The sequence below is a fragment of the Streptomyces sp. NWU339 genome, assembly GCF_003143855.1.
Classification (GTDB): domain Bacteria; phylum Actinomycetota; class Actinomycetes; order Streptomycetales; family Streptomycetaceae; genus Streptomyces.
This window is the reverse complement of the sequence record NZ_QFRK01000032.1, coordinates 1-23,180: the sequence shown is the minus strand read 5'-3', so window position 1 is coordinate 23,180 and position 23,180 is coordinate 1. Positions and strand designations below refer to the sequence as shown.

Annotated in this window: 36 protein-coding genes and 1 pseudogene; 36 read left to right on the top strand and 1 reads right to left on the bottom strand. The window is 67.7% G+C overall.

The features are described 5' to 3' along the window. The first annotated feature begins 111 nt into the window (after positions 1 to 111). Genes DIZ27_RS29620 through DIZ27_RS29610 form a run of 3 tightly spaced genes read left to right on the top strand, consistent with a single transcriptional unit; the run spans position 112 to position 2,413 of the window. Positions 112 to 516 carry a GntR family transcriptional regulator gene (locus tag DIZ27_RS29620; protein ID WP_109381526.1) on the top strand — a complete coding sequence of 135 codons (405 nt, stop codon included), beginning with the start codon at positions 112 to 114 and terminating at the stop codon, positions 514 to 516. Then, a complete protein-coding gene (locus DIZ27_RS29615) occupies positions 513 to 1,409 on the top strand; it encodes an ABC transporter ATP-binding protein (protein ID WP_109381525.1) in 897 nt (298 codons plus the stop codon). Before DIZ27_RS29620 ends, DIZ27_RS29615 begins: the two co-directional genes overlap by 4 nt. Then, on the top strand, positions 1,406 to 2,413 hold the full coding sequence (locus DIZ27_RS29610; RefSeq protein ID WP_109381524.1) for a transporter: 1,008 nt from the start codon (positions 1,406 to 1,408) through the stop codon (positions 2,411 to 2,413). The genes DIZ27_RS29615 and DIZ27_RS29610 overlap by 4 nt, the downstream gene beginning before the upstream one ends. 93 nt (positions 2,414 to 2,506) lie before the next feature. Here DIZ27_RS29610 and DIZ27_RS29605 read toward each other — a convergent pair whose 3' ends face one another. Continuing rightward, the gene (locus DIZ27_RS29605; protein WP_109381523.1) at positions 2,507 to 3,877 is read right to left on the bottom strand and encodes an FAD-binding oxidoreductase; all 1,371 of its coding nucleotides are present in this window, start codon (positions 3,875 to 3,877) and stop codon (positions 2,507 to 2,509) included. A 390-nt stretch (positions 3,878 to 4,267) separates the two neighbouring features. On the opposite strand from DIZ27_RS29605, the gene gdhA reads away from it, so the two are divergent. The 33 genes and pseudogenes from gdhA to DIZ27_RS29435 form a co-directional block, all read left to right on the top strand. Beyond that, positions 4,268 to 5,626: an NADP-specific glutamate dehydrogenase gene (gdhA, locus tag DIZ27_RS29600; protein WP_181383744.1), complete on the top strand. Its 1,359-nt coding sequence runs from the start codon at positions 4,268 to 4,270 to the stop codon at positions 5,624 to 5,626. Positions 5,627 to 5,738: 112 nt separating this feature from the next. Further along, positions 5,739 to 6,071, top strand: coding sequence for a cupin domain-containing protein (locus tag DIZ27_RS29595; protein WP_109381521.1), 333 nt, complete (start codon positions 5,739 to 5,741; stop codon positions 6,069 to 6,071). A gap of 96 nt (positions 6,072 to 6,167) precedes the next feature. Further along, entirely contained in the window at positions 6,168 to 6,815 is a 648-nt protein-coding gene (locus DIZ27_RS29590; RefSeq protein WP_109381520.1) for a hypothetical protein, read from the top strand. Between the two features lie 4 nt (positions 6,816 to 6,819). Continuing rightward, positions 6,820 to 7,293, top strand: coding sequence for a hypothetical protein (locus DIZ27_RS29585; RefSeq protein WP_109381519.1), 474 nt, complete (start codon positions 6,820 to 6,822; stop codon positions 7,291 to 7,293). A 521-nt stretch (positions 7,294 to 7,814) separates the two neighbouring features. After that, on the top strand, positions 7,815 to 8,123 hold the full coding sequence (rpsJ, locus tag DIZ27_RS29580; protein WP_003948644.1) for a 30S ribosomal protein S10: 309 nt from the start codon (positions 7,815 to 7,817) through the stop codon (positions 8,121 to 8,123). An 18-nt stretch (positions 8,124 to 8,141) separates the two neighbouring features. After that, positions 8,142 to 8,786 carry a 50S ribosomal protein L3 gene (gene rplC, locus DIZ27_RS29575; RefSeq protein ID WP_109381518.1) on the top strand — a complete coding sequence of 215 codons (645 nt, stop codon included), beginning with the start codon at positions 8,142 to 8,144 and terminating at the stop codon, positions 8,784 to 8,786. A 7-nt stretch (positions 8,787 to 8,793) separates the two neighbouring features. Further along, entirely contained in the window at positions 8,794 to 9,453 is a 660-nt protein-coding gene (gene rplD / locus DIZ27_RS29570) for a 50S ribosomal protein L4 (RefSeq protein ID WP_109381517.1), read from the top strand. Then, positions 9,453 to 9,872: a 50S ribosomal protein L23 gene (rplW, locus tag DIZ27_RS29565; RefSeq protein ID WP_109381516.1), complete on the top strand. Its 420-nt coding sequence runs from the start codon at positions 9,453 to 9,455 to the stop codon at positions 9,870 to 9,872. The genes rplD and rplW overlap by 1 nt, the downstream gene beginning before the upstream one ends. 52 nt (positions 9,873 to 9,924) lie before the next feature. Then, entirely contained in the window at positions 9,925 to 10,761 is an 837-nt protein-coding gene (rplB, locus tag DIZ27_RS29560; protein ID WP_109381515.1) for a 50S ribosomal protein L2, read from the top strand. Positions 10,762 to 10,773: 12 nt separating this feature from the next. Beyond that, entirely contained in the window at positions 10,774 to 11,055 is a 282-nt protein-coding gene (gene rpsS, locus DIZ27_RS29555; RefSeq protein ID WP_003948639.1) for a 30S ribosomal protein S19, read from the top strand. Between the two features lie 43 nt (positions 11,056 to 11,098). Next, positions 11,099 to 11,446 carry a 50S ribosomal protein L22 gene (rplV, locus tag DIZ27_RS29550; protein ID WP_109381514.1) on the top strand — a complete coding sequence of 116 codons (348 nt, stop codon included), beginning with the start codon at positions 11,099 to 11,101 and terminating at the stop codon, positions 11,444 to 11,446. Continuing rightward, a complete protein-coding gene (rpsC, locus tag DIZ27_RS29545) occupies positions 11,446 to 12,273 on the top strand; it encodes a 30S ribosomal protein S3 (protein ID WP_004927271.1) in 828 nt (275 codons plus the stop codon). The genes rplV and rpsC overlap by 1 nt, the downstream gene beginning before the upstream one ends. Before the next feature lie 5 nt (positions 12,274 to 12,278). Continuing rightward, positions 12,279 to 12,698: a 50S ribosomal protein L16 gene (gene rplP / locus DIZ27_RS29540; protein ID WP_109381513.1), complete on the top strand. Its 420-nt coding sequence runs from the start codon at positions 12,279 to 12,281 to the stop codon at positions 12,696 to 12,698. Next, positions 12,698 to 12,922: a 50S ribosomal protein L29 gene (rpmC, locus tag DIZ27_RS29535; RefSeq protein WP_003974259.1), complete on the top strand. Its 225-nt coding sequence runs from the start codon at positions 12,698 to 12,700 to the stop codon at positions 12,920 to 12,922. The genes rplP and rpmC overlap by 1 nt, the downstream gene beginning before the upstream one ends. Continuing rightward, a complete protein-coding gene (gene rpsQ, locus DIZ27_RS29530) occupies positions 12,922 to 13,209 on the top strand; it encodes a 30S ribosomal protein S17 (protein ID WP_109381512.1) in 288 nt (95 codons plus the stop codon). Before rpmC ends, rpsQ begins: the two co-directional genes overlap by 1 nt. A 146-nt stretch (positions 13,210 to 13,355) precedes the next feature. After that, on the top strand, positions 13,356 to 13,724 hold the full coding sequence (gene rplN / locus DIZ27_RS29525; RefSeq protein WP_003992364.1) for a 50S ribosomal protein L14: 369 nt from the start codon (positions 13,356 to 13,358) through the stop codon (positions 13,722 to 13,724). Between the two features lie 2 nt (positions 13,725 to 13,726). Further along, a complete protein-coding gene (gene rplX / locus DIZ27_RS29520; RefSeq protein ID WP_109381511.1) occupies positions 13,727 to 14,050 on the top strand; it encodes a 50S ribosomal protein L24 in 324 nt (107 codons plus the stop codon). Next, on the top strand, positions 14,050 to 14,607 hold the full coding sequence (gene rplE / locus DIZ27_RS29515) for a 50S ribosomal protein L5 (protein WP_109381510.1): 558 nt from the start codon (positions 14,050 to 14,052) through the stop codon (positions 14,605 to 14,607). The genes rplX and rplE overlap by 1 nt, the downstream gene beginning before the upstream one ends. Before the next feature lie 5 nt (positions 14,608 to 14,612). Next, positions 14,613 to 14,798: a type Z 30S ribosomal protein S14 gene (locus tag DIZ27_RS29510; protein WP_003948630.1), complete on the top strand. Its 186-nt coding sequence runs from the start codon at positions 14,613 to 14,615 to the stop codon at positions 14,796 to 14,798. Between the two features lie 239 nt (positions 14,799 to 15,037). Next, complete coding sequence (rpsH, locus tag DIZ27_RS29500; protein WP_013001411.1) at positions 15,038 to 15,436, top strand: 30S ribosomal protein S8; 399 nt, start codon at positions 15,038 to 15,040, stop codon at positions 15,434 to 15,436. A 24-nt stretch (positions 15,437 to 15,460) separates the two neighbouring features. Next, a complete protein-coding gene (gene rplF / locus DIZ27_RS29495; protein ID WP_109381509.1) occupies positions 15,461 to 16,000 on the top strand; it encodes a 50S ribosomal protein L6 in 540 nt (179 codons plus the stop codon). A gap of 3 nt (positions 16,001 to 16,003) precedes the next feature. Next, positions 16,004 to 16,387: a 50S ribosomal protein L18 gene (gene rplR / locus DIZ27_RS29490; RefSeq protein WP_109381508.1), complete on the top strand. Its 384-nt coding sequence runs from the start codon at positions 16,004 to 16,006 to the stop codon at positions 16,385 to 16,387. A 39-nt stretch (positions 16,388 to 16,426) separates the two neighbouring features. Beyond that, complete coding sequence (rpsE, locus tag DIZ27_RS29485; RefSeq protein ID WP_109381507.1) at positions 16,427 to 17,032, top strand: 30S ribosomal protein S5; 606 nt, start codon at positions 16,427 to 16,429, stop codon at positions 17,030 to 17,032. A 2-nt stretch (positions 17,033 to 17,034) separates the two neighbouring features. Further along, a complete protein-coding gene (gene rpmD, locus DIZ27_RS29480; protein WP_109381506.1) occupies positions 17,035 to 17,217 on the top strand; it encodes a 50S ribosomal protein L30 in 183 nt (60 codons plus the stop codon). Between the two features lie 2 nt (positions 17,218 to 17,219). Next, positions 17,220 to 17,675: a 50S ribosomal protein L15 gene (gene rplO, locus DIZ27_RS29475; RefSeq protein ID WP_109381505.1), complete on the top strand. Its 456-nt coding sequence runs from the start codon at positions 17,220 to 17,222 to the stop codon at positions 17,673 to 17,675. 241 nt (positions 17,676 to 17,916) lie between these two features. After that, on the top strand, positions 17,917 to 19,230 hold the full coding sequence (gene secY, locus DIZ27_RS29470) for a preprotein translocase subunit SecY (RefSeq protein WP_109381504.1): 1,314 nt from the start codon (positions 17,917 to 17,919) through the stop codon (positions 19,228 to 19,230). After that, on the top strand, positions 19,230 to 19,883 hold the full coding sequence (locus tag DIZ27_RS29465) for an adenylate kinase (RefSeq protein WP_109381503.1): 654 nt from the start codon (positions 19,230 to 19,232) through the stop codon (positions 19,881 to 19,883). Before secY ends, DIZ27_RS29465 begins: the two co-directional genes overlap by 1 nt. A gap of 130 nt (positions 19,884 to 20,013) precedes the next feature. Next, positions 20,014 to 20,850, top strand: a complete 837-nt coding sequence (map, locus tag DIZ27_RS29460; RefSeq protein WP_109381502.1) for a type I methionyl aminopeptidase — start codon at positions 20,014 to 20,016, stop codon at positions 20,848 to 20,850. Between the two features lie 343 nt (positions 20,851 to 21,193). Further along, the gene (gene infA, locus DIZ27_RS29455) at positions 21,194 to 21,415 is read left to right on the top strand and encodes a translation initiation factor IF-1 (protein ID WP_003948620.1); all 222 of its coding nucleotides are present in this window, start codon (positions 21,194 to 21,196) and stop codon (positions 21,413 to 21,415) included. A 65-nt stretch (positions 21,416 to 21,480) separates the two neighbouring features. Then, positions 21,481 to 21,594 carry a 50S ribosomal protein L36 gene (gene rpmJ / locus DIZ27_RS29450; RefSeq protein WP_003974245.1) on the top strand — a complete coding sequence of 38 codons (114 nt, stop codon included), beginning with the start codon at positions 21,481 to 21,483 and terminating at the stop codon, positions 21,592 to 21,594. A gap of 207 nt (positions 21,595 to 21,801) precedes the next feature. Beyond that, a complete protein-coding gene (gene rpsM / locus DIZ27_RS29445) occupies positions 21,802 to 22,182 on the top strand; it encodes a 30S ribosomal protein S13 (protein WP_031041520.1) in 381 nt (126 codons plus the stop codon). Between the two features lie 65 nt (positions 22,183 to 22,247). After that, positions 22,248 to 22,652, top strand: a complete 405-nt coding sequence (gene rpsK / locus DIZ27_RS29440; protein ID WP_003948617.1) for a 30S ribosomal protein S11 — start codon at positions 22,248 to 22,250, stop codon at positions 22,650 to 22,652. A 173-nt stretch (positions 22,653 to 22,825) separates the two neighbouring features. Further along, positions 22,826 to 23,180: pseudogene (locus DIZ27_RS29435) on the top strand (DNA-directed RNA polymerase subunit alpha); the annotation flags it as partial.

Below are 23,180 nucleotides of genomic sequence, written 5' to 3'. Positions count from 1 at the left end.
GGCGATGGCGAGCTCGGGCGACGCGCCGCGAGGCCGGTTCCGGCTGCCGACACATTGCCCTCCTTGACTTGTGGCCACTCTAGGAGTCTAAAGTGCTAGGCAACTAGTTAAATGGAGGAACCGGTGATTGAGTTCCACCTCAACAGCCAGTCCGGTCTGTCTCCGTACCAGCAGGTGGTGCAGCAGGTGCGGCATGCGCTGCGTCTGGGCCTGCTGAAGGAGGGGGACCGGCTTCCGACGGTCAAGGACGTGGCGGGACGGTTGGCGATCAACCCGAACACCGTGCTCAAGGCGTACCGGGAGCTGGAGCACGACGGGCTGGTGGCCGCCCGGCCGGGCGTCGGGACGTTCGTGACCCGGACGCTGGCCGACGCCACGCTCGCCGCGCACGGACCGCTCCGCAAGGACCTGCGCCGCTGGCTGACCAAGGCGCGCCTTGCCGGGCTCGACGAGGAGAGCATCGAGGCGCTGTTCATGAACACCTTTCGTAACGCCGCCGGAGAGGACGTAGCGTGAGCGCTGTCTTACGGGCCCAGGGTCTGGGCAAGAGGTACAAGCAGCGGTGGGCGCTGCAGAACTGCGAATTGGACGTCCCGGCCGGGCGCGTGGTCGGCCTGGTCGGACCCAACGGGGCCGGCAAGTCGACCCTGTTGCACCTGGCTTCCGGCATGCTCACCCCGACGGCCGGCACCATCGAGGTGTGCGGCGGCCGACCCGCCGCGGATGTGGAGCAGCTGGCCAAGGTCGGTTTCGTCGCCCAGGACACCCCCACCTACGCCACGCTGAGCGTCGCCGACCACCTCGACTTCGGCAGGCGCCTCAACGCGAACTGGGACGACGTCGTGGCGCGCGAGCGGATCCGTCGCCTCGGCCTGGACCCCAAGCAGAAGGCCGGCAAGCTGTCCGGTGGCCAGCGCGCGCAGCTCGCCCTCACCCTGGGCATCGCCAAACGCCCGGAGCTGCTCATCCTGGACGAGCCGGTCGCGGCCCTCGACCCGCTCGCCCGGCGGGAGTTCATGCAGGACCTGATGGAGGCCGTCGCCGAGCACGAGTTGAGCGTCGTGCTCTCCTCCCACCTGGTCTCCGACCTGGAGCGGACCTGCGACTACGTCATCGTGCTGGTCGACTCCCACGTGCAGGTGGCCGACGACATCGACGACCTGGTCGCTCGTCACCACCGGCTCATCGGCCCGCGCCGGGACCCGGCGACCCTTCCGGCCGGTCAGCACGTCATCACCGCCAGCCACACCGACCGCCAGACCACTTTCCTGGTGCGCACCGAGGCTCCCGTCAACGATCCCTCCTGGACCGTCAGCCCCCTCGGTCTGGAAGACATCGTCCTGGCCTACATGGCCCGACCCGCCGATGCGGTCCGTGACACCCGACCCGCGCTGGAGGTCCTCCGATGATCTGGCTGACCTGGCGTCAGTTCCGCACCCAGGCCGCCGTGATGTTCGCCGTCGTGGCCGCCTTCGCCGCCGCCCTCGCGGTCACCGGTCCGCAGCTGGCCGACCTCTACCGAGCCACCGGCAGCAGCCTGGCGGACCGGATCTCCAGCTCGGACCAGACCCTCTACTACGCCGGACTGATGGTCGTGCTCGCCGTGCCGGCGGTCATCGGGATGTTCTGGGGCGCGCCGCTGATCGCCCGTGAACTGGAGACCGGCACCCACCACCTCGCGTGGAACCAGGGCGTCACCCGCACCCGCTGGCTGGCGACCAAGCTGAGCATCGGCGCGGCGGCCGCCGTGACCGCCGCCGGACTGGCCGCACTCACGGTGAGTTGGTGGAGCAGCCCCATCGACCGGGCCGTCGACGGCGGTGGCCCGACGGACACGTACTTCTCGCGGCTCGACCCCGTGGCCTTCGTCGCACGGGGTGTCGTCCCCGTCGCCCATGCCGCCTTCGCCTTCGTCCTGGGCGTCGCCCTCGGCCTCGTCATCCGCCGCACCCTGCCCGCGATGGCAACCACGCCCGTCCTCTACGCCGCCGTCCAGCTCACCGTGCCGATGTGGGTCCGACCTCGTCTGATCAGCCCGGACCGGACCACCGTGCCGATCGAGCCCGGCATCCCCATCAGCATCCAGGACGAGAGCGCCAGGGAGATCGTCGTGCACCCCGATCTGCCCGGTGCCTGGATCACCTCCCAACAGACACTGAACGCCGCCGGTCAGCCGTCCTCCCCGCCGTCGTCCTTCGGCGACTGCCTGTACGGCGAGTCGGACATCCCCAGCCTGCAGCACGTCGACCGCTGCATCGCCGACCTCGGGGCCCAGGGCTACCAGCAGCAGGTGACGTACCATCCCGCCGGCGACTTCTGGGCCCTGCAGTGGGCCGAGACCGGGATCTACCTCGGCCTCGCCCTGGCCCTGACCGGGTTCTGCGCCTGGTGGATCCGCCGCCGACTGAACTGACAGGCGCCCCCCGACACGGGACGACCAGCGAGGGGGCAGCCGGGTCCCGGATGCCCCCCTCGCGACGCTGCTGCGAGGCGTGAGCGGTCTCGATCAACTCTTCGGCTTGATATTGGCGTTGAGGTGGAAGAGGTTCGCGGGGTCGTACTTCGCCTTGACCGCCGAAAGGCGTTCGTAGTTCATGCCGTAGCCCTCGCGCAGGATTTGCTCGCCCTCCTCGAGGAAGCCGGGGAAGTTGAGGTAGACGCCTCCGGCGGAGAACGATTTCAGGTCGGCGAAGGTGCCGCGCACCCAGGTCATGTTCTCGGCCGAGTCGGCCTCCGCCTCCCAGTTCGCCTCGATTCCGAGCAGGTAGGGGGCGTTGCGGTTGGCGAAGGCGGTCTCCTCCTCGCCGACGCGGGCCATGGCGCCGCCCTGGTACCAGACGTCGATGGTGCTCTGGGGCGAAGGCGCCGCGGCGGCGCGCTCGGCGAGCCGCTCGATCAGCTCGTCGCTGAGCTCGGGCACGTTCACGGACTTCCAGTAGTAGTGCAGGCCGTCGGGGTAGTCCGCGTCCAGGATCGCCTGGACTTCCGTGTAGGGCATGGGGCCGCTGAGGTCACAGAGCGGGTCGGCGATCTCTCGCAGCGGCTGGAGCAGTCGCTCGCCGTCCGCCGGGTCGCCCGGGTACGGCGCGAGCAGGGCTGTGAAGTCCTTCCCGTGTGCCTCTGGCGGGAAGGGCTCCACCGGTGGGACCTTCCCGAGGACTCCGATCGGGGCGAAGTCGTCCGGCCGCTGGGACAGGTAGTGCTCGCAGGCCCGCAGCACCTCCTTGGTGCGGTCTGCGGGGTAGAGCACGAAGCAGAGGAAGACCTCCGGCCCGAGGGGATGCAGGCGGTACTCGAACGAGGTGACGACGCCGAAGTTGCCGCCACCGCCCCGGACCGCCCAGAAGAGGTCCTGGTGCTGGCTCTCGTCGGCGACCAGGAGGCGCCCGTCAGCGGTGGCAACCCGTACGGACAGGAGATTGTCGCAGCTCAGCCCGTGTTTGCGCCGGAGCCAGCCTATTCCCCCGGACAAGGTCAGGCCGGCTGCCCCCGTCTCCGTCACCACGCCCAACGGAGTGGCGAGCCCATGGCGCTGGGTCTCCCGGTCGATGTCCCCCAACGTGCAGCCACCCTGCGCGACCGCCCTTCGCCACTCCGGGTCGACATCGACCCCGCGCATCTCCGACAGGTCGACGACCAGACCACCGTCGCAGACCGCCTGACCGGCGACGCCGTGTCCGCCCCCGCGCACGGCGACGAGTATCTCGTTGTCGCGGGCGAAGTCGACCGCGGCGACCACGTCCTCGTCGCCCGCGCACCGGGCCACCAGCGCCGGACGCCTGTCGATCATGCCGTTCCAGAGTTTTCGTGCCGACTCGTAGTCGGCCTCCCCGGGCCGGACGATCCGCCCCCGCAACCTGGAGGCGAACGCGTCCACGAGGGGACTCGGAACATCCGCCTCCCTGCCACGCCGCCCCTCCTCCCCCCTGACCGGCGTGCCGCTGTGGCTGTGACTCCCGCTCATGCTGTGGCTGTGACTCCCGCTCATGGGGATCGCCTCCCGGTTTTCAGCATCACGCCTGGCGGGAGGAGGTGCCATTCGAGTTCTCCGCGCACCGTGCCGACCGTCCCGCGCTTCGTACGAAGGGTCTCGAATGGCGGACAATTGTGCGAGGCCCTTGGCCTTCCGCTTAACACATGAGTAACACTGAAGGGTCGACTGCTGTATCGAAAATCCATGAGGCGGTCGCCGTCCTGCGCGAGGCAATGGCGCCGCGCGCCCATCACCGGGCCTGTTCCGGTGTCAGCCGCGCCAGAAAGGGACCCCGTGACTTCACGACCCGACTTCACCTCCTCGCTCGAGAACCTGCGTACCGAGATCCTGCGCCGCAATCCGGCCGAACCCGAGTTCCACCAGGCCGCGCGCGAGGTGCTGGACACCCTCGGGCCGGTGCTCAAGGCGCGTCCGGAGTACGCGGAGCCGGGGCTCGTCGAGCGGCTCATCGAGCCGGAGCGGCAGATCATCTTCCGGGTGCCGTGGCAGGACGACCAGGGGTGTGTTCACGTCAACCGGGGATTCCGGATCGAATACAACAGCGCCCTCGGCCCGTACAAGGGCGGTCTGCGCTTCCACCCCTCGGTGAACCTCGGGATCATCAAGTTCCTCGGTTTCGAGCAGGTCTTCAAGAACGCGCTGACTGGGCTCGGCATCGGCGGCGGCAAGGGCGGCAGCGACTTCGACCCGCAGGGCCGCAGCGACGCGGAGGTCATGCGCTTCTGCCAGTCGTTCATGACGGAGCTGTACCGGCACATCGGTGAGTACACCGACGTACCGGCGGGCGACATCGGTGTCGGCGCCCGCGAGATCGGCTACCTGTTCGGCCAGTACCGGCGGATCACCAACCGCTGGGAGGGCGGCGTCCTGACCGGCAAGCGCGCCGGCTGGGGCGGCTCGCTGATACGGCCGGAGGCGACCGGATACGGCAACGTGCTGTTCGCGGAGGCGATGCTGCACGAGCGTGGCGAGGAACTGGAGGGCCAGACCGCGGTCGTCTCCGGATCCGGAAACGTCGCGATCTACACCATCCAGAAGCTGACGGCCCTCGGCGCCAACCCGGTGACCTGCTCCGACTCCAGCGGCTACGTGGTCGACGAGAAGGGCATCGACCTGGAGCTGCTGTGCCAGATCAAGGAGGTCGAGCGCGGCCGGGTGAGCGCGTACGCCGAGCGGCGTGGCGCCTCCGCGCGGTTCGTGCCCGGCGGGCGGGTCTGGGAGGTCCCGGCCGACATCGCCCTGCCGTCGGCGACGCAGAACGAGCTGAACGCGGACGCCGCCGCCGTGCTCATCCGTAACGGCGTGAAGGCGGTGTCGGAGGGCGCGAACATGCCGACGACGCCGGATGCCGTGCAGCTCTTCCAGAAGGCCGGAGTCGCCTTCGGGCCCGGCAAGGCCGCGAACGCGGGCGGGGTCGCGGTCAGCGCGCTGGAGATGACGCAGAACGCGTCGCGCACGACGTGGAAGGCCGACCAGGTCGAGAACGAGCTGGCCCGCATCATGACCGACATCCACAACACGTGCGCCGAGACCGCAGACCGCTACGGTGCCCCCGGCGACTACGTCGCGGGCGCGAACATCGCCGGCTTCGAGCGGGTCGCGGACGCGATCCTGGCGCAGGGCGTCATCTGACGGTGCCGGTGCCGAGCGGGGAGGGTCGGGGGGCCTCCCCGCCCGGGCCGGAAGGGGGGAGTGCCCCACATGGCCCTGGTGCCCCACATCCCGGCCGGAGAGACTCGGATCCATGCAGAAGCTCTCCCTCGACGCCCTCGCCCGCGAGCACCTCGAACGCGCCGCCGCCTCCTCCACCGGTCGCAGCGCGAGCACGGTCCACGGCGGCCACGAGCACACCCTGCGCCAGACCCTCCTCGCTCTGACCGCCGGCACCTCCCTCGCGGAGCACGACAGCCCCGGCGAGGCGACCCTGCTGGTCCTGAGCGGTCACGTCCGCCTCACCAGCGGCGACGCCTCGTGGGAGGGCCGGACCGGCGATCTGCTCGTCATCCCACCGGCCCGCCACGCCCTGGAAGCCCTGGAGGACGCGGCGGTGATCCTCACGGTCGCCAAAAAGGGCTGAGGGGCCCGCGAGGTCCGGCGGGGTCGGCCTCTCCAACGGTTCACGCGATGGCACGATGTCCGCACAGACGATCGAGTGAACGGGGAGGCCTGCGTCATGGCCCGCTACATGGAGGCGCTGACCGTCGAGCGCGGCGGTTTCCGGATCAAGGTGCCGGAGTCCTGGTGGGAGTTCGACGTACGGCCGGAGTCGCGGGACGACTCGATCCACCGGATGGTGAGTGAACGCCTGCGGCAGCACCCGGAGTTGGCGCCGCACCGGGACACGTACACCGCGTTCCTGCGGAGGGCGGCGGCGGACGCCTGGAAGTCGGGCGCGCTGTACTGCGGCTGCATGGCGGAGAACTTCGGCGGTGACGTACCGATCACCGGCTCGGTGACGGTCTCGCTGGTCGGCGGCCGCACGGGCAAGGGCGACCCGCTCTCCACCGACCCGGCCGCCATCACCGCCCAACTTGCCGTCAAGGAGGCCAAGAAGCCGGGTGACTCCTGGCGGAAGGTCACCACCGTCGACATCCCCGGAGTGGGCCCGGCGGCACGGACGTACGGCATCGAGGACATCCCCGTACCCGGCGACGAACTCGACCGGACCATCCGTGCGGTACTGACCCAGACCTTCATCCCCGTACCCGGCCAGGAGGGCAAGGTCGCCCTGGTGGCGGGCAGCAGCCAGGTCCTCGACCTCGCCGACTCCTTCTTCGACATCTTCGACGCGATCACCTCGACGTTCCGCTTCACCGGCTGAGGCCGTGGCGGTCGGGTGGGACTGGAAGAGCGGCGAGGGGTTGCTGGGCATCGACGACCCGGCAGAGTGGGATGCCGCGTTCGAGCGTGGCGAAAATCATCTCGGCACAGCGGTGATCGGGTTGGTCTTCAACTGCTCGCTGGAGGAGGCGTCGCCTCGGATCGTCAGGGCGACGCGGTTGCCGGACGTCGCTCAGCGCGGGTTCGCGTTCACCGCGGCGGGCACCGCGGCCCGGCTCAACGGGAGACTGACGCCGGAGCTGTACGCCGCGCTGCGGGCGGAAGGCCCTGGCCGCAGGAGCATCGCCGGGAACGCTGTCGACGACACCCTCGACCACGTGCCGTTCCGGCGGCTGCCGCTGTGGTTCAAGTGGTGGAAGGTCGCGGCAAAGGTGCAGGACAAACTGGAGACCTGGCGACTGGAGTCCGCCTACGCGGTCAGTGACGCCCGGCGGGCCCTGCGCGGCCGGCGTCCGTAGGCGCGTCCGCACCGGTCGGCGAGCCCGGTTCGGCATGTCCCGGGCCGAGGCCGTGGCGCGCGTCGATGCCGCACACGAAGAGCGCGCGCGTCGGCGCGATCACCGTCGTGTTTGACGTCGGGCGCCCCCGGGGTATTCTCATCCGCCCGATTGGCCAGCCCCCTGCCCTCTGTGGCAAACTAGCGGGGTTGCTCGGTCGAGTGCCGATGCTGCGCGCCTCCCGCCGGGGGGACCGGAAGCGAGTCCCACAGTACTCGTCGTCCCACGCATTGCACCGAGAGGTGCAGGGGCGGACGTACGGGAATCTTCCGGGAAGCGTCAGCGGGGTGCAGGCCAGGCGCCCGGTGGGCCTCTCGCCCCCAGCCGCGGTTCCGGAAGGGTCCGCACTCCCCATACAGGGAAGTTCCGGCAAGGGACATCTGTGTCAGTGGGAGCGCGACACGCCCGACCGCGTGGGTCGGAGGGGGGGCGGGAACACCGGGTTCCGGAGCGTTTACGAGAGACAGGACTACGAAGTAGCCATGGCGGGACAGAAGATCCGCATCCGGCTCAAGGCCTACGACCACGAGGTCATCGATTCCTCGGCGAAGAAGATCGTCGAGACGGTGACGCGTACTGGTGCGTCGGTCGCGGGCCCGGTGCCGCTGCCCACTGAGAAGAACGTGTACTGCGTCATCAAGTCGCCGCACAAGTACAAGGACTCGCGCGAGCACTTCGAGATGCGCACGCACAAGCGCCTCATCGACATCCTCGACCCGACTCCCAAGACCGTTGACTCTCTGATGCGACTCGACCTCCCGGCCGGTGTCGACATCGAGATCAAGCTCTGAGGGCCGGTGATCTGAGAGATGACCAAGCAGATCAAGGGCATCCTGGGCGAGAAGCTCGGCATGACGCAGGTGTGGGACGAGAGCAACCGCGTTGTTCCCGTCACCGTCGTCAAGGCCGGGCCCAACGTCGTCACCCAGGTCCGTACGAACGACGTCGACGGCTACGAGTCCGTGCAGATCGCCTTCGGTGAGATCGACCCGCGCAAGGTGAACAAGCCCCTCAAGGGCCACTTCGCGAAGGCCGACGTCACCCCCCGTCGCCACCTCGTCGAGCTCCGCACCGCGGACGCCTCCGAGTACACGCTGGGCCAGGAAGTCACCGCTGAGGTGTTCGAGGCCGGCGTGAAGGTCGACGTGACCGCGAAGAGCAAGGGCAAGGGCTTCAGTGGCGTCATGAAGCGCCACAACTTCAAGGGCAACAACTCCTCGCACGGTGCCAAGCGCGTGCACCGCATGCCCGGCTCCATCGGCGGTTGCGCCACCCCGGGTCGTGTGTTCAAGGGCCAGCGCATGGCGGGCCGCATGGGCAACGAGCGGGTCACCACCCAGAACCTGACCGTCCACGCCGTTGACGCGGAGAAGGGTCTGCTGCTCATCAAGGGCGCGGTCCCCGGTCCGAACGGCGGCCTCGTCCTGGTCCGCACCGCGGCCAAGGGGGCCTGAGGTAACGATGAGCACTGTTGACATCCTTTCGCCGGCAGGCGACAAGGCCGGTACCGTCGAGCTCCCCGCGGAGATCTTCGGCGTGGAGAAGGTCAGCATTCCGCTGATCCACCAGGTCGTCGTCGCTCAGCTGGCCGCTGCCCGCCAGGGCACGCACAAGACCAAGACCCGCGGTGAAGTCCGTGGTGGCGGCAGGAAGCCGTACCGCCAGAAGGGCACCGGCCGCGCCCGTCAGGGTTCGACCCGTGCGCCGCAGTTCGCCGGCGGTGGCGTCGTCCACGGCCCGCAGCCGCGCGACTACTCGCAGCGGACCCCGAAGAAGATGAAGGCCGCGGCCCTGCGCCACGCCCTCACCGACCGGGCCCGCCACGACCGCATTCACGTCGTCACCGGCGTGATCGAGGGCGAGACCCCCTCCACGAAGGCCGCCAAGACGCTGTTCGGCAAGATCTCGGAGCGCAAGAACCTGCTCCTGGTCGTCGACCGCGCCGACGAGGCCGCGTGGCTGTCCGCCCGCAACCTGCCCCAGGTGCACATCCTGGAGCCGGGCCAGCTGAACACGTACGACGTTCTCGTCTCGGACGACGTGGTCTTCACCAAGGCCGCTTTCGAGTCCTTCGTCGCCGGCCCGAACAAGGCCAACGACAACGAAGGGAGCGAGGTCTGATGGCTATCCGTCACCCCTCCGTCGCCTCCAAGGCGGCGAAGAAGGCCAAGGAGGCGCGCCTCAAGAAGGCACGCCGCCACGCCACCGAAGGCAAGAACACCGTCATCACCCCGGCGAGCAAGTCGTTCACGGACCCCCGTGACGTCCTGATCAAGCCGGTCGTGTCGGAGAAGAGCTACGCGCTCATCGACGAGAACAAGTACACGTTCATCGTCGCTCCGGGCTCCAACAAGACGGAGATCAAGGAGGCCGTGCAGGCGGTCTTCTCGGTCAAGGTCACCGGCGTCAACACGATCAACCGCCAGGGCAAGCGCAAGCGCACGCGCACCGGCTTCGGCCAGCGCACGGGCACCAGGCGCGCGATCGTGACCCTCGCCGAGGGCGACCGTATCGACATCTTCGGCGGTCCGACCTCCTGACGGAGGTTGGAACGTCCAGATTTCGGAACAAACTTCCGAGGACTGAGAGACAATGGGTATCCGCAAGTACAAGCCGACGACCCCGGGCCGTCGTGGCTCCAGCGTCGCCGACTTCGTCGAGATCACGCGGTCCACGCCGGAGAAGTCGCTGGTCCGTCCCCTGCACAGCAAGGGCGGCCGTAACAATTCCGGTCGTGTGACCGTTCGCCACCAGGGTGGCGGACACAAGCGCGCCTACCGCGTGATCGACTTCCGTCGTCACGACAAGGACGGCGTGCCGGCGAAGGTCGCGCACATCGAGTACGACCCCAACCGCACCGCGCGCATCGCGCTCCTGCACTACGCGGACGGCGAGAAGCGCTACATCCTCGCGCCGCGTGGCCTGAGCCAGGGCGACCGCGTCGAGAACGGTCCCGGGGCCGACATCAAGCCGGGCAACAACCTCGCCCTGCGCAACATCCCGGTCGGTACGACGCTGCATGCCATCGAGCTGCGTCCCGGCGGCGGCGCCAAGTTCGCCCGCTCCGCCGGCGCCTCGGTGCAGCTGCTCGCGAAGGAGGGCCAGATGGCCCACCTGCGCATGCCGTCCGGTGAGATCCGCCTGGTCGACGTCCGCTGCCGCGGCACCATCGGCGAGGTCGGCAACGCCGAGCAGAGCAACATCAGCTGGGGCAAGGCCGGTCGTAAGCGCTGGCTGGGCGTCCGCCCGAGCGTGCGTGGTGTGGTCATGAACCCGGTGGACCACCCGCACGGTGGTGGTGAGGGCCGTACCTCCGGTGGTCGCCACCCGGTGTCCCCGTGGGGCCAGAAGGAAGGCCGTACTCGGGCGCCCAAGAAGGCGTCGAACAAGTACATCGTCCGCCGCCGCAAGACGAACAAGAAGCGCTAAGGACGGGTTGAGATGCCTCGTAGCCTGAAGAAGGGGCCCTTCGTCGACGACCACCTGATCAAGAAGGTGGACGTCCAGAACGAAGCCGGCACCAAGAACGTCATCAAGACCTGGTCCCGTCGCTCGATGATCGTCCCGGCCATGCTCGGCCACACGATCGCGGTGCACAACGGCAAGACCCACATTCCGGTGTTCGTCACCGAGTCGATGGTCGGCCACAAGCTCGGCGAGTTCTCGCCGACGCGCACCTTCCGGGGTCACGTCAAGGACGACCGGAAGTCGAAGCGCCGCTAAAGGCGGGGTGGAAATGACCATGACAGACACTGGAAGGACAACCATGGAAGCCAGGGCCCAGGCGCGGTACATCCGCGTCACGCCCATGAAGGCCCGCCGTGTGGTGGACCTCATCCGTGGCATGAACGCCACGGAGGCTCAGGCGGTCCTGCGTTTCACCCCGCAGGCCGCGAGCGTGCCGGTCGGTAAGGTGCTGGACAGCGCCATCGCCAACGCCGCGCACAACTACGACCACACCGACGCCGACAGCCTCTTCGTTTCCGAGGCGTACGTCGACGAGGGTCCGACCCTGAAGCGGTTCCGTCCGCGCGCCCAGGGTCGTGCCTACCGGATCCGCAAGCGGACCAGCCACATCACCGTGGTCGTCAGCAGCAAGGAAGGAACCCGGTAATGGGCCAGAAGGTAAACCCGCACGGGTTCCGGCTCGGTGTCACGACCGACTTCAAGTCGCGTTGGTACGCCGACAAGCTGTACAAGGACTACGTCAAGGAAGACGTCGCCATCCGTCGGATGATGACGTCCGGCATGGAGCGCGCCGGCATCTCGAAGGTGGAGATCGAGCGCACCCGTGACCGTGTGCGGGTGGACATCCACACCGCGCGTCCGGGCATCGTCATCGGCCGCCGCGGCGCCGAGGCCGACCGCATCCGCGGCGACCTCGAGAAGCTCACCGGCAAGCAGGTCCAGCTGAACATCCTCGAGGTCAAGAACCCCGAGACGGACGCTCAGCTCGTGGCCCAGGCCGTTGCCGAGCAGCTCTCCTCCCGCGTCTCCTTCCGCCGCGCCATGCGCAAGAGCATGCAGTCGGCGATGAAGGCGGGCGCCAAGGGCATCAAGATCCAGTGCGGTGGCCGTCTCGGCGGCGCCGAGATGTCCCGCTCGGAGTTCTACCGCGAGGGCCGCGTGCCCCTGCACACGCTCCGCGCGAACGTGGACTACGGCTTCTTCGAGGCCAAGACGACCTTCGGCCGCATCGGCGTGAAGGTCTGGATCTACAAGGGCGACGTCAAGAACATCGCCGAGGTCCGCGCCGAGAACGCCGCTGCCCGCGCCGGCAACCGCCCGGCCCGTGGCGGTGCCGACCGCCCGGCCCGTGGTGGCCGCGGTGGCGAGCGTGGCGGGCGCGGTCGCAAGCCGCAGCAGGCTCCGGCTGCCGAGGCCCCCAAGGCCGAGGCTCCCGCCGCCGCTCCGGCTGAGAGCACCGGAACGGAGGCCTGACCGACATGCTGATCCCCCGTAGGGTCAAGCACCGCAAGCAGCACCACCCCAGTCGCAGCGGCATGTCCAAGGGCGGAACGCAGGTCGCGTTCGGCGAGTACGGCATCCAGGCGCTGACCCCGGCGTATGTGACGAACCGCCAGATCGAGGCGGCTCGTATCGCCATGACCCGCCACATCAAGCGTGGTGGCAAGGTCTGGATCAACATCTACCCGGACCGCCCGCTGACGAAGAAGCCGGCCGAGACCCGCATGGGTTCCGGTAAGGGTTCTCCGGAGTGGTGGATCGCCAACGTCAAGCCCGGACGCGTCATGTTCGAGCTGTCGTACCCCAACGAGAAGATCGCCCGTGAGGCGCTGACCCGTGCGGCCCACAAGCTGCCGATGAAGTGCCGGATCGTCAAGCGCGAGGCAGGTGAAGCGTGATGTCGGCCGGTACCAAGGCGTCCGAGCTGCGCGAGCTGGGCAACGAGGAGCTTCTGGCGAAGCTCCGCGAGGCCAAGGAAGAGCTGTTCAACCTCCGTTTCCAGGCGGCGACCGGACAGCTCGAGAACCACGGCCGTCTCAAGGCGGTCCGCAAGGACATCGCGCGGATCTACACCCTGATGCGCGAGCGTGAGCTGGGCATCGAAACGGTGGAGAGCGCCTGATGAGCGAGAACAACGTGACTGAGACGAACACTGAGGCTCGGAGCTTCCGTAAGAGCCGTGAGGGCATCGTCGTCAGCGACAAGATGGACAAGACCGTCGTCGTCGCCGTCGAGGACCGCAAGAAGCACGGGCTGTACGGCAAGGTCATCCGCAGCACGAGCAAGCTCAAGGCCCACGACGAGCAGAACGCCGCCGGCGTCGGCGACCGCGTCCTCCTGATGGAGACCCGGCCGCTGTCCGCGACGAAGCACTGGCGCATCGTCGAGATCCTCGAGAAGGCCAAGTAGGTAATTCCCGCAAGGGAATTCCCAAAAGTACGTTCCTGCGGGGCATCCCTCGCAGGACAGTTCCGCCAGGCTCCAACGGGGCTACCGCGCTCGACTGAAAGCGCGTCAGCCCCGTTGGGGAACCGGCAGACATTCAGGAGATAGACGTGATCCAGCAGGAGTCGCGACTGCGCGTCGCCGACAACACGGGGGCGAAGGAAATCCTTTGCATCCGTGTGCTCGGTGGCTCCGGTCGCCGCTACGCGGGCATCGGTGACGTCATCGTCGCCACCGTCAAGGACGCGATCCCCGGCGGCAACGTGAAGAAGGGTGACGTCATCAAGGCGGTCATCGTTCGCACCGTCAAGGAGCGCCGCCGTCCGGACGGCTCGTACATCCGCTTCGACGAGAACGCCGCCGTCATTCTGAAGAACGACGGCGACCCCCGTGGCACCCGTATCTTCGGCCCGGTCGGCCGAGAGCTGCGCGAGAAGAAGTTCATGAAGATCATCTCCCTCGCGCCGGAGGTGCTGTGAGCATGAAGATCAAGAAGGGTGACCTGGTCCAGGTCGTCACCGGCAAGGACAAGGGCAAGCAGGGCAAGGTCATTGCCGCTTACCCGCGCGAGGAGCGCGTCCTGGTCGAGGGCGTCAACCGGGTCAAGAAGCACACCAAGGCCGCCCCGACCGCCGGCGGTTCGCAGGCCGGCGGGATCGTGACCACCGAGGCCCCCGTCCACGTGAGCAACGTTCAGCTCGTCGTGGAGAAGGACGGCAAGAAGGTCGTGACCCGCGTCGGCTACCGCTTCGACGACGAAGGCAACAAGATCCGCGTTGCCAAGCGGACGGGTGAGGACATCTGATGGCTACCACCACCACTCCGCGTCTGAAGACGAAGTACCGCGAGGAGATCGCGGGCAAGCTGCGTGAGGAGTTCTCCTACGAGAACGTCATGCAGGTTCCCGGCCTCGTCAAGATCGTGGTCAACATGGGTGTGGGCGACGCCGCCCGCGACTCCAAGCTGATCGAGGGCGCCGTGCGCGACCTCACCACGATCACCGGTCAGAAGCCGGCCGTCACCAAGGCCCGCAAGTCCATCGCGCAGTTCAAGCTGCGTGAGGGTCAGCCGATCGGTGCCCACGTCACGCTCCGTGGCGACCGCATGTGGGAGTTCCTGGACCGCACCCTGTCGCTCGCGCTGCCGCGCATCCGCGACTTCCGCGGTCTGTCCCCCAAGCAGTTCGACGGCCGTGGCAACTACACCTTCGGTCTCACCGAGCAGGTCATGTTCCACGAGATCGACCAGGACAAGATCGACCGTGTCCGGGGTATGGACATCACCGTGGTCACCACGGCGACCAATGACGCAGAGGGCCGTGCCCTTCTCCGTCACCTCGGCTTCCCGTTCAAGGAGGCGTGAGCGAGATGGCGAAGAAGGCTCTCATCGCGAAGGCTGCTCGCAAGCCCAAGTTCGGAGTGCGCGGCTACACCCGCTGCCAGCGCTGCGGTCGTCCGCACTCCGTGTACCGCAAGTTCGGCCTGTGCCGCGTGTGCCTTCGTGAGATGGCTCACCGTGGCGAGCTGCCGGGCGTGACCAAGAGTTCCTGGTAATCCGGTAGTTCCGGACTCCCAGGGCTCTCGGTAAGCAACGGGAATCGGCGGGAGGCCCGCTCCACATGGCTTAGGCTTGTGGGGTTGGGCACCTGCCGTGCCCCGAAGCACGCGGGCGACAACCCGCTCATGTTTGCTTACTACGCCGTAGGTCCACCGCGCCGCACCCGTCCCGTCTCGGATCGGGGAGAGGGATGGCGCACCAGGAAACCACGGCGAGAGAGGCCGAAGGCCAATTCATGACCATGACTGATCCGATCGCAGACATGCTGACGCGTCTGCGGAACGCGAACTCGGCGTACCACGACTCCGTGACGATGCCGGCGTCCAAGATCAAGTCTCACATCGCGGAGATCCTCCAGCAGGAGGGCTTCATCACGGGCTGGAAGGTCGAGGACGCCGAGGTCGGCAAGAACCTCGTCCTGGAGCTGAAGTTCGGCCCCAACCGTGAGCGCTCCATCGCGGGCATCAAGCGGATCTCCAAGCCCGGTCTCCGGGTGTACGCGAAGTCCACCTCCCTGCCGAAGGTGCTGGGCGGCCTCGGCGTGGCGATCATCTCCACGTCGCACGGGCTCCTCACCGACAAGCAGGCCGGCAAGAAGGGCGTGGGTGGGGAAGTCCTCGCCTACGTCTGGTAGCGGAAGGGAACGGAGGAAACAGCTATGTCGCGCATCGGCAAGCTCCCCATCGCGGTTCCCGCCGGCGTGGACGTCACCATCGACGGCCGTACGGTCGCGGTCAAGGGCCCGAAGGGCTCGCTGACCCACACCGTGGCGGCGCCGATCGAGGTCGCCAGGGGTGAGGACGGCGTGCTCAGCGTCACCCGCCCCAACGACGAGCGTCAGAACAAGGCCCTGCACGGCCTGTCCCGCACGCTGGTGGCGAACATGATCACCGGCGTGACCCAGGGTTACGTGAAGAAGCTCGAGATCAGCGGTGTCGGTTACCGCGTGCTCGCCAAGGGTTCGAACCTGGAGTTCTCCCTGGGCTACAGCCACCCGATTCTGGTCGAGGCCCCCGAGGGCATCACCTTCAAGGTGGAGTCCCCGACCCGTTTCTCGGTCGAGGGCATCGACAAGCAGAAGGTCGGCGAGGTTGCGGCGAACATCCGCAAGCTGCGCAAGCCCGACCCGTACAAGGCCAAGGGCGTCAAGTACGAGGGCGAAGTCATCCGGCGCAAGGTCGGAAAGGCGGGTAAGTAAGCCATGGCATACGGGCAGAAGATCCTCAAGGGCGACGCCTACAAGCGTGCCGCCATCAAGCGTCGTCACCTTCGGATCCGCAAGAAGGTCGCCGGTACCGCCGAGCGTCCTCGCCTGGTCGTGACCCGCTCCAACCGCCACATCGTGGCGCAGGTGATCGACGACCTGAAGGGCCACACCGTGGCGTCGGCGTCCACCCTGGACGCGTCGATCCGCGGCGGCGAGGCCGACAAGTCCGCACAGGCCAAGCAGGTCGGGGCCCTGGTCGCCGAGCGTGCCAAGGCCGCCGGTGTCGAGGCCGTGGTGTTCGACCGTGGTGGCAACCAGTACGCGGGGCGCATCGCCGCCCTGGCGGACGCCGCCCGCGAAGCCGGGCTCAAGTTCTGAGCCTGCCGTAGCTAGCGGAAACAGAGAGAGGTAATTCCAATGGCTGGACCCCAGCGCCGCGGTGGCGGTGCCGGTGGCGGCGAGCGGCGGGACCGGAAGGGCCGTGACGGCGGCGCAGCTGCCGCCGACAAGACCGCATACGTTGAGCGCGTCGTCGCGATCAACCGTGTCGCCAAGGTAGTGAAGGGTGGTCGTCGCTTCAGCTTCACCGCGCTGGTCGTGGTGGGCGACGGTGACGGCACCGTGGGTGTCGGATACGGCAAGGCCAAGGAGGTGCCGGCCGCCATCGCCAAGGGCGTTGAGGAGGCCAAGAAGCACTTCTTCAAGGTCCCCCGCATCCAGGGCACCATCCCGCACCCGATCCAGGGTGAGAAGGCTGCCGGTGTCGTGCTGCTCAAGCCGGCTTCCCCGGGTACCGGTGTGATCGCCGGTGGTCCGGTGCGTGCCGTGCTCGAGTGCGCCGGTATCCACGACGTGCTGTCGAAGTCGCTCGGCTCCCACAACCAGATCAACATCGTGCACGCGACCGTGGAGGCCCTCAAGGGCCTGCAGCGTCCCGAGGAGGTCGCGGCCCGCCGCGGTCTGCCGCTCGAGGACGTCGCCCCCGCGGCTCTTCTCCGTGCGCGTGCCGGGGCGGGTGCGTAATCATGGCGCAGCTCAGGATTACGCAGGTCAAGTCCTACATCGGCAGCAAGCAGAACCACCGTGACACCCTGCGTTCGCTTGGCCTGAAGAAGGTCAACGACGTGGTCGTCAAGGAGGACCGTCCCGAGTTCCGCGGCATGGTGCACACCGTCCGCCACCTCGTGACGGTCGAGGAGGTCGACTGATCATGGCGGAGCAGAACCCGCTCAAGATCCACAACCTCCGTCCCGCCCCGGGCGCCAAGACCGCCAAGACCCGTGTGGGTCGTGGTGAGGCGTCCAAGGGTAAGACGGCCGGTCGTGGTACGAAGGGCACCAAGGCCCGTTACCAGGTTCCGGAGAACTTCGAGGGTGGCCAGATGCCGCTCCACATGCGTCTCCCGAAGCTGAAGGGCTTCAAAAACCCGTTCAAGACCGAGTTCCAGGTCGTGAACCTCGACAAGCTGGCCGCGCTCTACCCCGAGGGTGGCGAGGTCACCGTCGAGGGTCTGGTGGCCAAGGGGGCCGTTCGCAAGAACAGCCTCGTCAAGGTCCTCGGCCAGGGCGAGATCTCCGTGGCGCTGCAGGTGACGGTCGACGCCGTCTCCGGCTCCGCCAAGGAGAAGATCACCGCCGCCGGCGGTACCGTCACCGAGCTCGTCTGAATCCCTCAGGCGTGCCGATGACCTGAACGATCCCGACCGGGGATACCCCACATTTGGGGTATCCCCGGTTGGTCGTTCCAAGGGCGGTGGTCTCGCCGGTAAGGTGGCCTGCACTGCCCACTTTCCCCGGGCGCCCCATTCGGGCACTCCGGAGGGAAGTTGTCCGTTACGTATTCGTCCCTCATCGGAATCTCACGACCACCACCCTTGACGCGGTTGCGCGGGGGTCGCAGGAGGCACCGTGCTCACCGCGTTCGCCCGGGCGTTCAAGACGCCCGACCTGCGCAAGAAACTGCTGTTCACACTCGGCATCATCGTGGTGTACCGGATCGGTACGAACATCCCGATTCCCGGTGTCGACTACCGCAACGTGCAGGCCTGTCTCGACGCGGCCCAGGCGAACCAGGGCCTGTTCGGACTGGTCAACATGTTCAGCGGCGGCGCGCTGCTGCAGATCACGATCTTCGCCCTGGGCATCATGCCGTACATCACGGCGAGCATCATTCTGCAGTTGCTGACCGTGGTGATCCCGCGCCTGGAGGCCCTGAAGAAGGAGGGCCAGGCCGGCACCGCCAAGATCACGCAGTACACGCGTTACCTGACGGTGGCGCTCGCCGTCCTGCAGGGCACCGGCCTGGTGGCCACCGCCCGCAGCGGCGCCCTCTTCCAGGGCTGCCCGGTGGGGAACCAGATCGTCCCCGACCAGTCCATGTTCGTGACCATCACCATGGTCATCACCATGACCGCCGGTACGGCCCTCGTGATGTGGCTCGGTGAGCTCATCACCGACCGCGGCATCGGCAACGGCATGTCGATCCTGATGTTCATCTCGATCGCCGCGACCTTCCCCTCCGCCCTGTGGGCCATCAAGGAGCAGGGCGACCTGGCGGACGGCTGGATCGAGTTCGGCACGGTCCTGCTCGTCGGTCTGGTCATGGTCGGCCTGGTCGTCTTCGTCGAGCAGGCCCAGCGCCGGATTCCCGTGCAGTACGCGAAGCGCATGATCGGCCGCCGGTCCTACGGCGGTACGTCCACCTACATTCCCCTCAAGGTGAACCAGGCGGGCGTCATCCCCGTCATCTTCGCCTCGTCGCTGCTCTACATTCCGGCGCTGATCGTCCAGTTCTCCAACTCCACCGCGGGTTGGGCGGCCTGGATCACGAAGAACCTCGCCGACACCGGGGCCACGCCGCACATCATTCTTTACTTCTTCTTGATCGTGTTCTTCGCGTTCTTCTATGTGGCGATCACCTTCAACCCCGAAGAAGTCGCCGACAACATGAAGAAGTATGGTGGCTTCATCCCGGGCATCCGGGCTGGCCGACCGACCGCTGAGTACCTCAGCTACGTACTCAACCGGATCACCTGGCCGGGCTCGCTGTACTTGGGTCTGATCTCTCTCGTGCCGACGATGGCGTTGGCCGGTTTCGGGGCAAACCAGAACTTCCCGTTCGGCGGGACCAGCATCCTGATCATCGTGGGTGTCGGTCTCGAGACGGTGAGGCAGATCGAGAGCCAGCTCCAGCAGCGCAATTACGAAGGGTTCCTCCGCTGATGCGAATCGTCCTCGTCGGGCCGCCCGGTGCTGGCAAAGGCACCCAGGCCACCCGCCTTGCCGAGAAGCTGAGCATCCCCCACATCTCCACGGGCGACCTGTTCCGCGCCAATATCAGTCGGCAGACCGAGCTGGGCAAGCTCGCGAAGTCGTACATGGACGCGGGCAACCTCGTACCGGACGAGGTCACCATCGCCATGGCGAAGGACCGTATGGAGCAGCCGGACGCCGAGGCGGGCTTCCTGCTGGACGGGTTCCCGAGGAACGTCTCCCAGGCGGAGTCGCTCGACGAGCTGCTGGAGTCCGAGGGCATCACGCTGGACGCGGTGCTCGACCTGGAGGCCCCCGAGGCCGAGGTGGTCAAGCGGATCGCCGGGCGGCGGATCTGCCGCAAGGACTCCAGCCACGTCTTCCACGTGACGTACAGCAAGCCGAAGCAGGAGGGCGTCTGCGACGTCTGCGGCGGCGAGCTGTACCAGCGCGACGACGACGCCGAGGAAACGGTGCGCACCCGGCTGGAGGTCTACCACACGCAGACCGAGCCGATCATCGACTACTACCGGGCCCAGGGCCTCGTGGTGACGATCTCGGCGCTGGGTCCGGTCGACGAGGTCACCGGGCGTGCGCTGGAGGCGCTCAACCGCGATCAGTGACGGTGCGCGTCCGGCCGCGGTTCCCTGCGGGGGCCGCGGCCGACGTGTGCGCGGGGGAGGGGCGGACGGCCTCCCCCCGTATCGTTGACGGTGTCCGCAATCTCTCCGGTCCAGAAAGGCCGTAGCCCCCATGGTGCAGATCAAGACCCCCGAGCAGATCGCCAAGATGCGTGAGGCGGGGCTGGTGGTCGCCGCCATCCACGCGGCCACGCGTGAGGCGGCCGTGCCCGGGGCCACGACGAGGGATCTGGACCAGGTCGCCCGCAAGGTGCTCGCCGAGCACGACGCCAAGCCGAACTTCCTCGGCTACGGCGGCTTCCCCGCGACGATCTGCACCTCCGTCAACGAGGTCGTCGTCCACGGCATCCCCTCCGACGAGGTCGTCCTCAAGGACGGGGACATCATCTCCATCGACTGCGGCGCCGTCATCGACGGCTGGCACGGCGACGCGGCCTACACCGCCTTCGTCGGGTCGGGGCACGCGCCGGAGCTGGTCGAGCTGTCCCGGGTGACCGAGGAGTCGATGTGGGCCGGCCTCGCGGCCATGAAGCAGGGCAACCGGCTGGTCGACGTCTCCCGCGCCATCGAGACCTACATCCGCCGACAGCCGAAGCCCGGCGGCGGGCGCTACGGGATCATCGAGGACTACGGCGGCCACGGCATCGGCACCGAGATGCACATGGACCCGCATCTGCTGAACTACGTCGACCGCCGCAGGGGCAAGGGGCCCAAGCTGGTCCCGGGCTTCTGCCTCGCCATCGAGCCGATGGTCTCGCTGGGCACCGCGAAGACGCAGGTGCTGGAGGACGACTGGACCGTCATCACCACGGACGGCACCTGGTCCTCGCACTGGGAGCACTCGGTCGCGCTGACGGAGGCGGGGCCGCTGGTGCTGACGGCGCCGGACGGGGGGAAGGCGAAGCTCGCCGAGTACGGGGTCACGGCGGCTCCGGACCCGCTCGCCTGACGGAGGCCTTCGCCACGACCGCCGGTCGGAGGCCGGCGCAGCCGCTCGAAGCCTGTGAGGCGCCCCGGGCGCCGAGCCCGCTGGTGTTGACGGTGCCGGACGGAGGCAGGGCGGGAAGCTCGCCGAGTACGGGATCACGGCGGCGCCCGATCCGCCGGCGTGAGCCGGGGGCTCGGCGGAAGCCCGCGGGTTAAGGATCTCGCGAGTGGGGCAGACTTTCTCGATTCGTCTTTCGGGGTGCCCTGACGTAGACTGACTCGTCGGCTCTTGTGCATCCGCATGCCTGCATGTGATCACGGTGCGCAGCGGAGTCGATCAAGGTAGTCGATTCGAAGGGCGAAGCGTGGCCAAGAAGCAAGGTGCCATCGAGATCGAGGGCACTGTCGTCGAGTCTCTTCCGAACGCCATGTTCAAGGTCGAGCTCCAGAACGGCCACCAGGTCCTGGCACACATCAGCGGCAAGATGCGTATGCACTACATCCGCATCCTCCCTGACGACCGGGTCGTGGTGGAGCTCTCTCCGTATGACCTGACCCGGGGCCGGATCGTCTACCGGTACAAGTGAGCAAGTAGATCTTGCCCCTTCCCCTTGTGGTGCGGGGGCACTGAGCCCGGAGAACTTCACATCCCATGAAGGTCAAGCCGAGCGTCAAGAAGATCTGCGACAAGTGCAGGGTGATCCGCCGTCACGGCCGGGTCATGGTTATCTGCGACAACCCGCGCCACAAGCAGCGCCAGGGCTGACCCGCACGATCCACCCTCTGCGACTTTCCCGCAGAACTTCGCGCGACGCGAGCAACATGTTCATACGCAGAACCCGAGCCGCACGGCTCGACACCCCCGGTCTCGGAGGCTGGGGACCCGGTTCGTACCAAATCGCCGCAACAGGCGAGGACGGCGGCCGGGGGACGGTTCTGCGGAAGACCTCCGACAACTAACTGGAGCCATTGAATGGCACGCGTTTCCGGTGTTGACATCCCGCGCGAAAAGCGCGTGGAGATCGCCCTCACCTACGTGTTCGGCATCGGCCGAACCCTTTCGCAGCAGACGCTGGCCGCTGTCGGCGTCGACCCGAACACCCGCGTTCGCGACCTCTCCGAGGAGCAGCTCGTCGCGATCCGCGAGTTCGTCGACAACAACATCAAGACCGAGGGTGACCTCCGTCGCGAGATCCAGGCCGACATCCGCCGCAAGGTCGAGATCGGCACCTACCAGGGTCTGCGTCACCGTCGCGGTCTGCCCGTCCGCGGTCAGCGCACCAGCACCAACGCGCGTACCCGCAAGGGCCCGCGTCGCGCCATCGCCGGCAAGAAGAAGCCGGGCAAGAAGTAGTCCGCAGCGGACACCTGTCCACGGTCTTCGCTGTAGGACCGACCACCTCCCGTAGGAGTTTGTAGATGCCCCCCAAGGGTCGTCAGGGCGCTGCCAAGAAGGTGCGCCGCAAGGAAAAGAAGAACGTCGCTCACGGCCACGCGCACATCAAGAGCACGTTCAACAACACGATCGTGTCCATCACGGACCCGACCGGCAACGTGATCTCCTGGGCCTCCGCCGGCCACGTCGGCTTCAAGGGCTCCCGGAAGTCCACGCCGTTCGCCGCGCAGATGGCCGCCGAGTCGGCTGCCCGTCGCGCGCAGGAGCACGGCATGCGCAAGGTCGACGTGTTCGTCAAGGGCCCGGGTTCCGGTCGTGAGACCGCCATCCGTTCGCTCCAGGCGACCGGTCTCGAGGTCGGCTCCATCCAGGACGTCACCCCGACCCCGCACAACGGCTGCCGCCCGCCGAAGCGCCGCCGCGTCTGAGTCGCGTCGCCGCGTCCGAGCCGTCGGTTCGGCCGTAGTGGTTTTTTCGGGCGGTACGCTCCGTATTCGGGCCGTACCGCCCGTACCCTTGCAGTACCCGCACCTTTCACCGGGTGCGGTTTCCGTCGGGCGTCAAATAGCGGGCGTCCACGAGAGAAGGATTTGATCCACACATGCTGATCGCTCAGCGTCCTTCGTTGACCGAAGAGGTCGTCGACGAGTTCCGCTCCCGGTTCGTGATCGAGCCGCTGGAGCCGGGCTTCGGCTACACCCTCGGCAACTCCCTGCGCCGCACCCTCCTCTCCTCGATCCCCGGTGCCGCCGTCACCAGCATCCGCATCGACGGCGTCCTGCACGAGTTCACCACCGTGCCGGGCGTCAAGGAGGACGTCACCGACCTGATCCTCAACATCAAGCAGCTGGTCGTGTCCTCCGAGCACGACGAGCCCGTGGTGATGTACCTGCGCAAGCAGGGCCCGGGCCAGGTCACCGCCGCCGACATCGCGCCCCCGGCCGGTGTCGAGGTGC

Coding starts and splice junctions, on each gene's coding strand:
- DIZ27_RS29620 (WP_109381526.1), top strand. CDS start 112: ATGGAGGAACCGGTGATTGAGTTCCACCTCAACAGCCAGTCCGGTCTG.
- DIZ27_RS29610 (WP_109381524.1), top strand. CDS start 1,406: ATGATCTGGCTGACCTGGCGTCAGTTCCGCACCCAGGCCGCCGTGATG.
- DIZ27_RS29595 (WP_109381521.1), top strand. CDS start 5,739: ATGCAGAAGCTCTCCCTCGACGCCCTCGCCCGCGAGCACCTCGAACGC.
- DIZ27_RS29590 (WP_109381520.1), top strand. CDS start 6,168: ATGGCCCGCTACATGGAGGCGCTGACCGTCGAGCGCGGCGGTTTCCGG.
- rpsJ (WP_003948644.1), top strand. CDS start 7,815: ATGGCGGGACAGAAGATCCGCATCCGGCTCAAGGCCTACGACCACGAG.
- rplC (WP_109381518.1), top strand. CDS start 8,142: ATGACCAAGCAGATCAAGGGCATCCTGGGCGAGAAGCTCGGCATGACG.
- rplD (WP_109381517.1), top strand. CDS start 8,794: ATGAGCACTGTTGACATCCTTTCGCCGGCAGGCGACAAGGCCGGTACC.
- rplW (WP_109381516.1), top strand. CDS start 9,453: ATGGCTATCCGTCACCCCTCCGTCGCCTCCAAGGCGGCGAAGAAGGCC.
- rplB (WP_109381515.1), top strand. CDS start 9,925: ATGGGTATCCGCAAGTACAAGCCGACGACCCCGGGCCGTCGTGGCTCC.
- rpsS (WP_003948639.1), top strand. CDS start 10,774: ATGCCTCGTAGCCTGAAGAAGGGGCCCTTCGTCGACGACCACCTGATC.
- rplV (WP_109381514.1), top strand. CDS start 11,099: ATGGAAGCCAGGGCCCAGGCGCGGTACATCCGCGTCACGCCCATGAAG.
- rpsC (WP_004927271.1), top strand. CDS start 11,446: ATGGGCCAGAAGGTAAACCCGCACGGGTTCCGGCTCGGTGTCACGACC.
- rplP (WP_109381513.1), top strand. CDS start 12,279: ATGCTGATCCCCCGTAGGGTCAAGCACCGCAAGCAGCACCACCCCAGT.
- rpmC (WP_003974259.1), top strand. CDS start 12,698: ATGTCGGCCGGTACCAAGGCGTCCGAGCTGCGCGAGCTGGGCAACGAG.
- rpsQ (WP_109381512.1), top strand. CDS start 12,922: ATGAGCGAGAACAACGTGACTGAGACGAACACTGAGGCTCGGAGCTTC.
- rplX (WP_109381511.1), top strand. CDS start 13,727: ATGAAGATCAAGAAGGGTGACCTGGTCCAGGTCGTCACCGGCAAGGAC.
- rplE (WP_109381510.1), top strand. CDS start 14,050: ATGGCTACCACCACCACTCCGCGTCTGAAGACGAAGTACCGCGAGGAG.
- DIZ27_RS29510 (WP_003948630.1), top strand. CDS start 14,613: ATGGCGAAGAAGGCTCTCATCGCGAAGGCTGCTCGCAAGCCCAAGTTC.
- rpsH (WP_013001411.1), top strand. CDS start 15,038: ATGACCATGACTGATCCGATCGCAGACATGCTGACGCGTCTGCGGAAC.
- rplF (WP_109381509.1), top strand. CDS start 15,461: ATGTCGCGCATCGGCAAGCTCCCCATCGCGGTTCCCGCCGGCGTGGAC.
- rplR (WP_109381508.1), top strand. CDS start 16,004: ATGGCATACGGGCAGAAGATCCTCAAGGGCGACGCCTACAAGCGTGCC.
- rpsE (WP_109381507.1), top strand. CDS start 16,427: ATGGCTGGACCCCAGCGCCGCGGTGGCGGTGCCGGTGGCGGCGAGCGG.
- rpmD (WP_109381506.1), top strand. CDS start 17,035: ATGGCGCAGCTCAGGATTACGCAGGTCAAGTCCTACATCGGCAGCAAG.
- rplO (WP_109381505.1), top strand. CDS start 17,220: ATGGCGGAGCAGAACCCGCTCAAGATCCACAACCTCCGTCCCGCCCCG.
- DIZ27_RS29465 (WP_109381503.1), top strand. CDS start 19,230: ATGCGAATCGTCCTCGTCGGGCCGCCCGGTGCTGGCAAAGGCACCCAG.
- map (WP_109381502.1), top strand. CDS start 20,014: ATGGTGCAGATCAAGACCCCCGAGCAGATCGCCAAGATGCGTGAGGCG.
- rpmJ (WP_003974245.1), top strand. CDS start 21,481: ATGAAGGTCAAGCCGAGCGTCAAGAAGATCTGCGACAAGTGCAGGGTG.
- rpsM (WP_031041520.1), top strand. CDS start 21,802: ATGGCACGCGTTTCCGGTGTTGACATCCCGCGCGAAAAGCGCGTGGAG.
- rpsK (WP_003948617.1), top strand. CDS start 22,248: ATGCCCCCCAAGGGTCGTCAGGGCGCTGCCAAGAAGGTGCGCCGCAAG.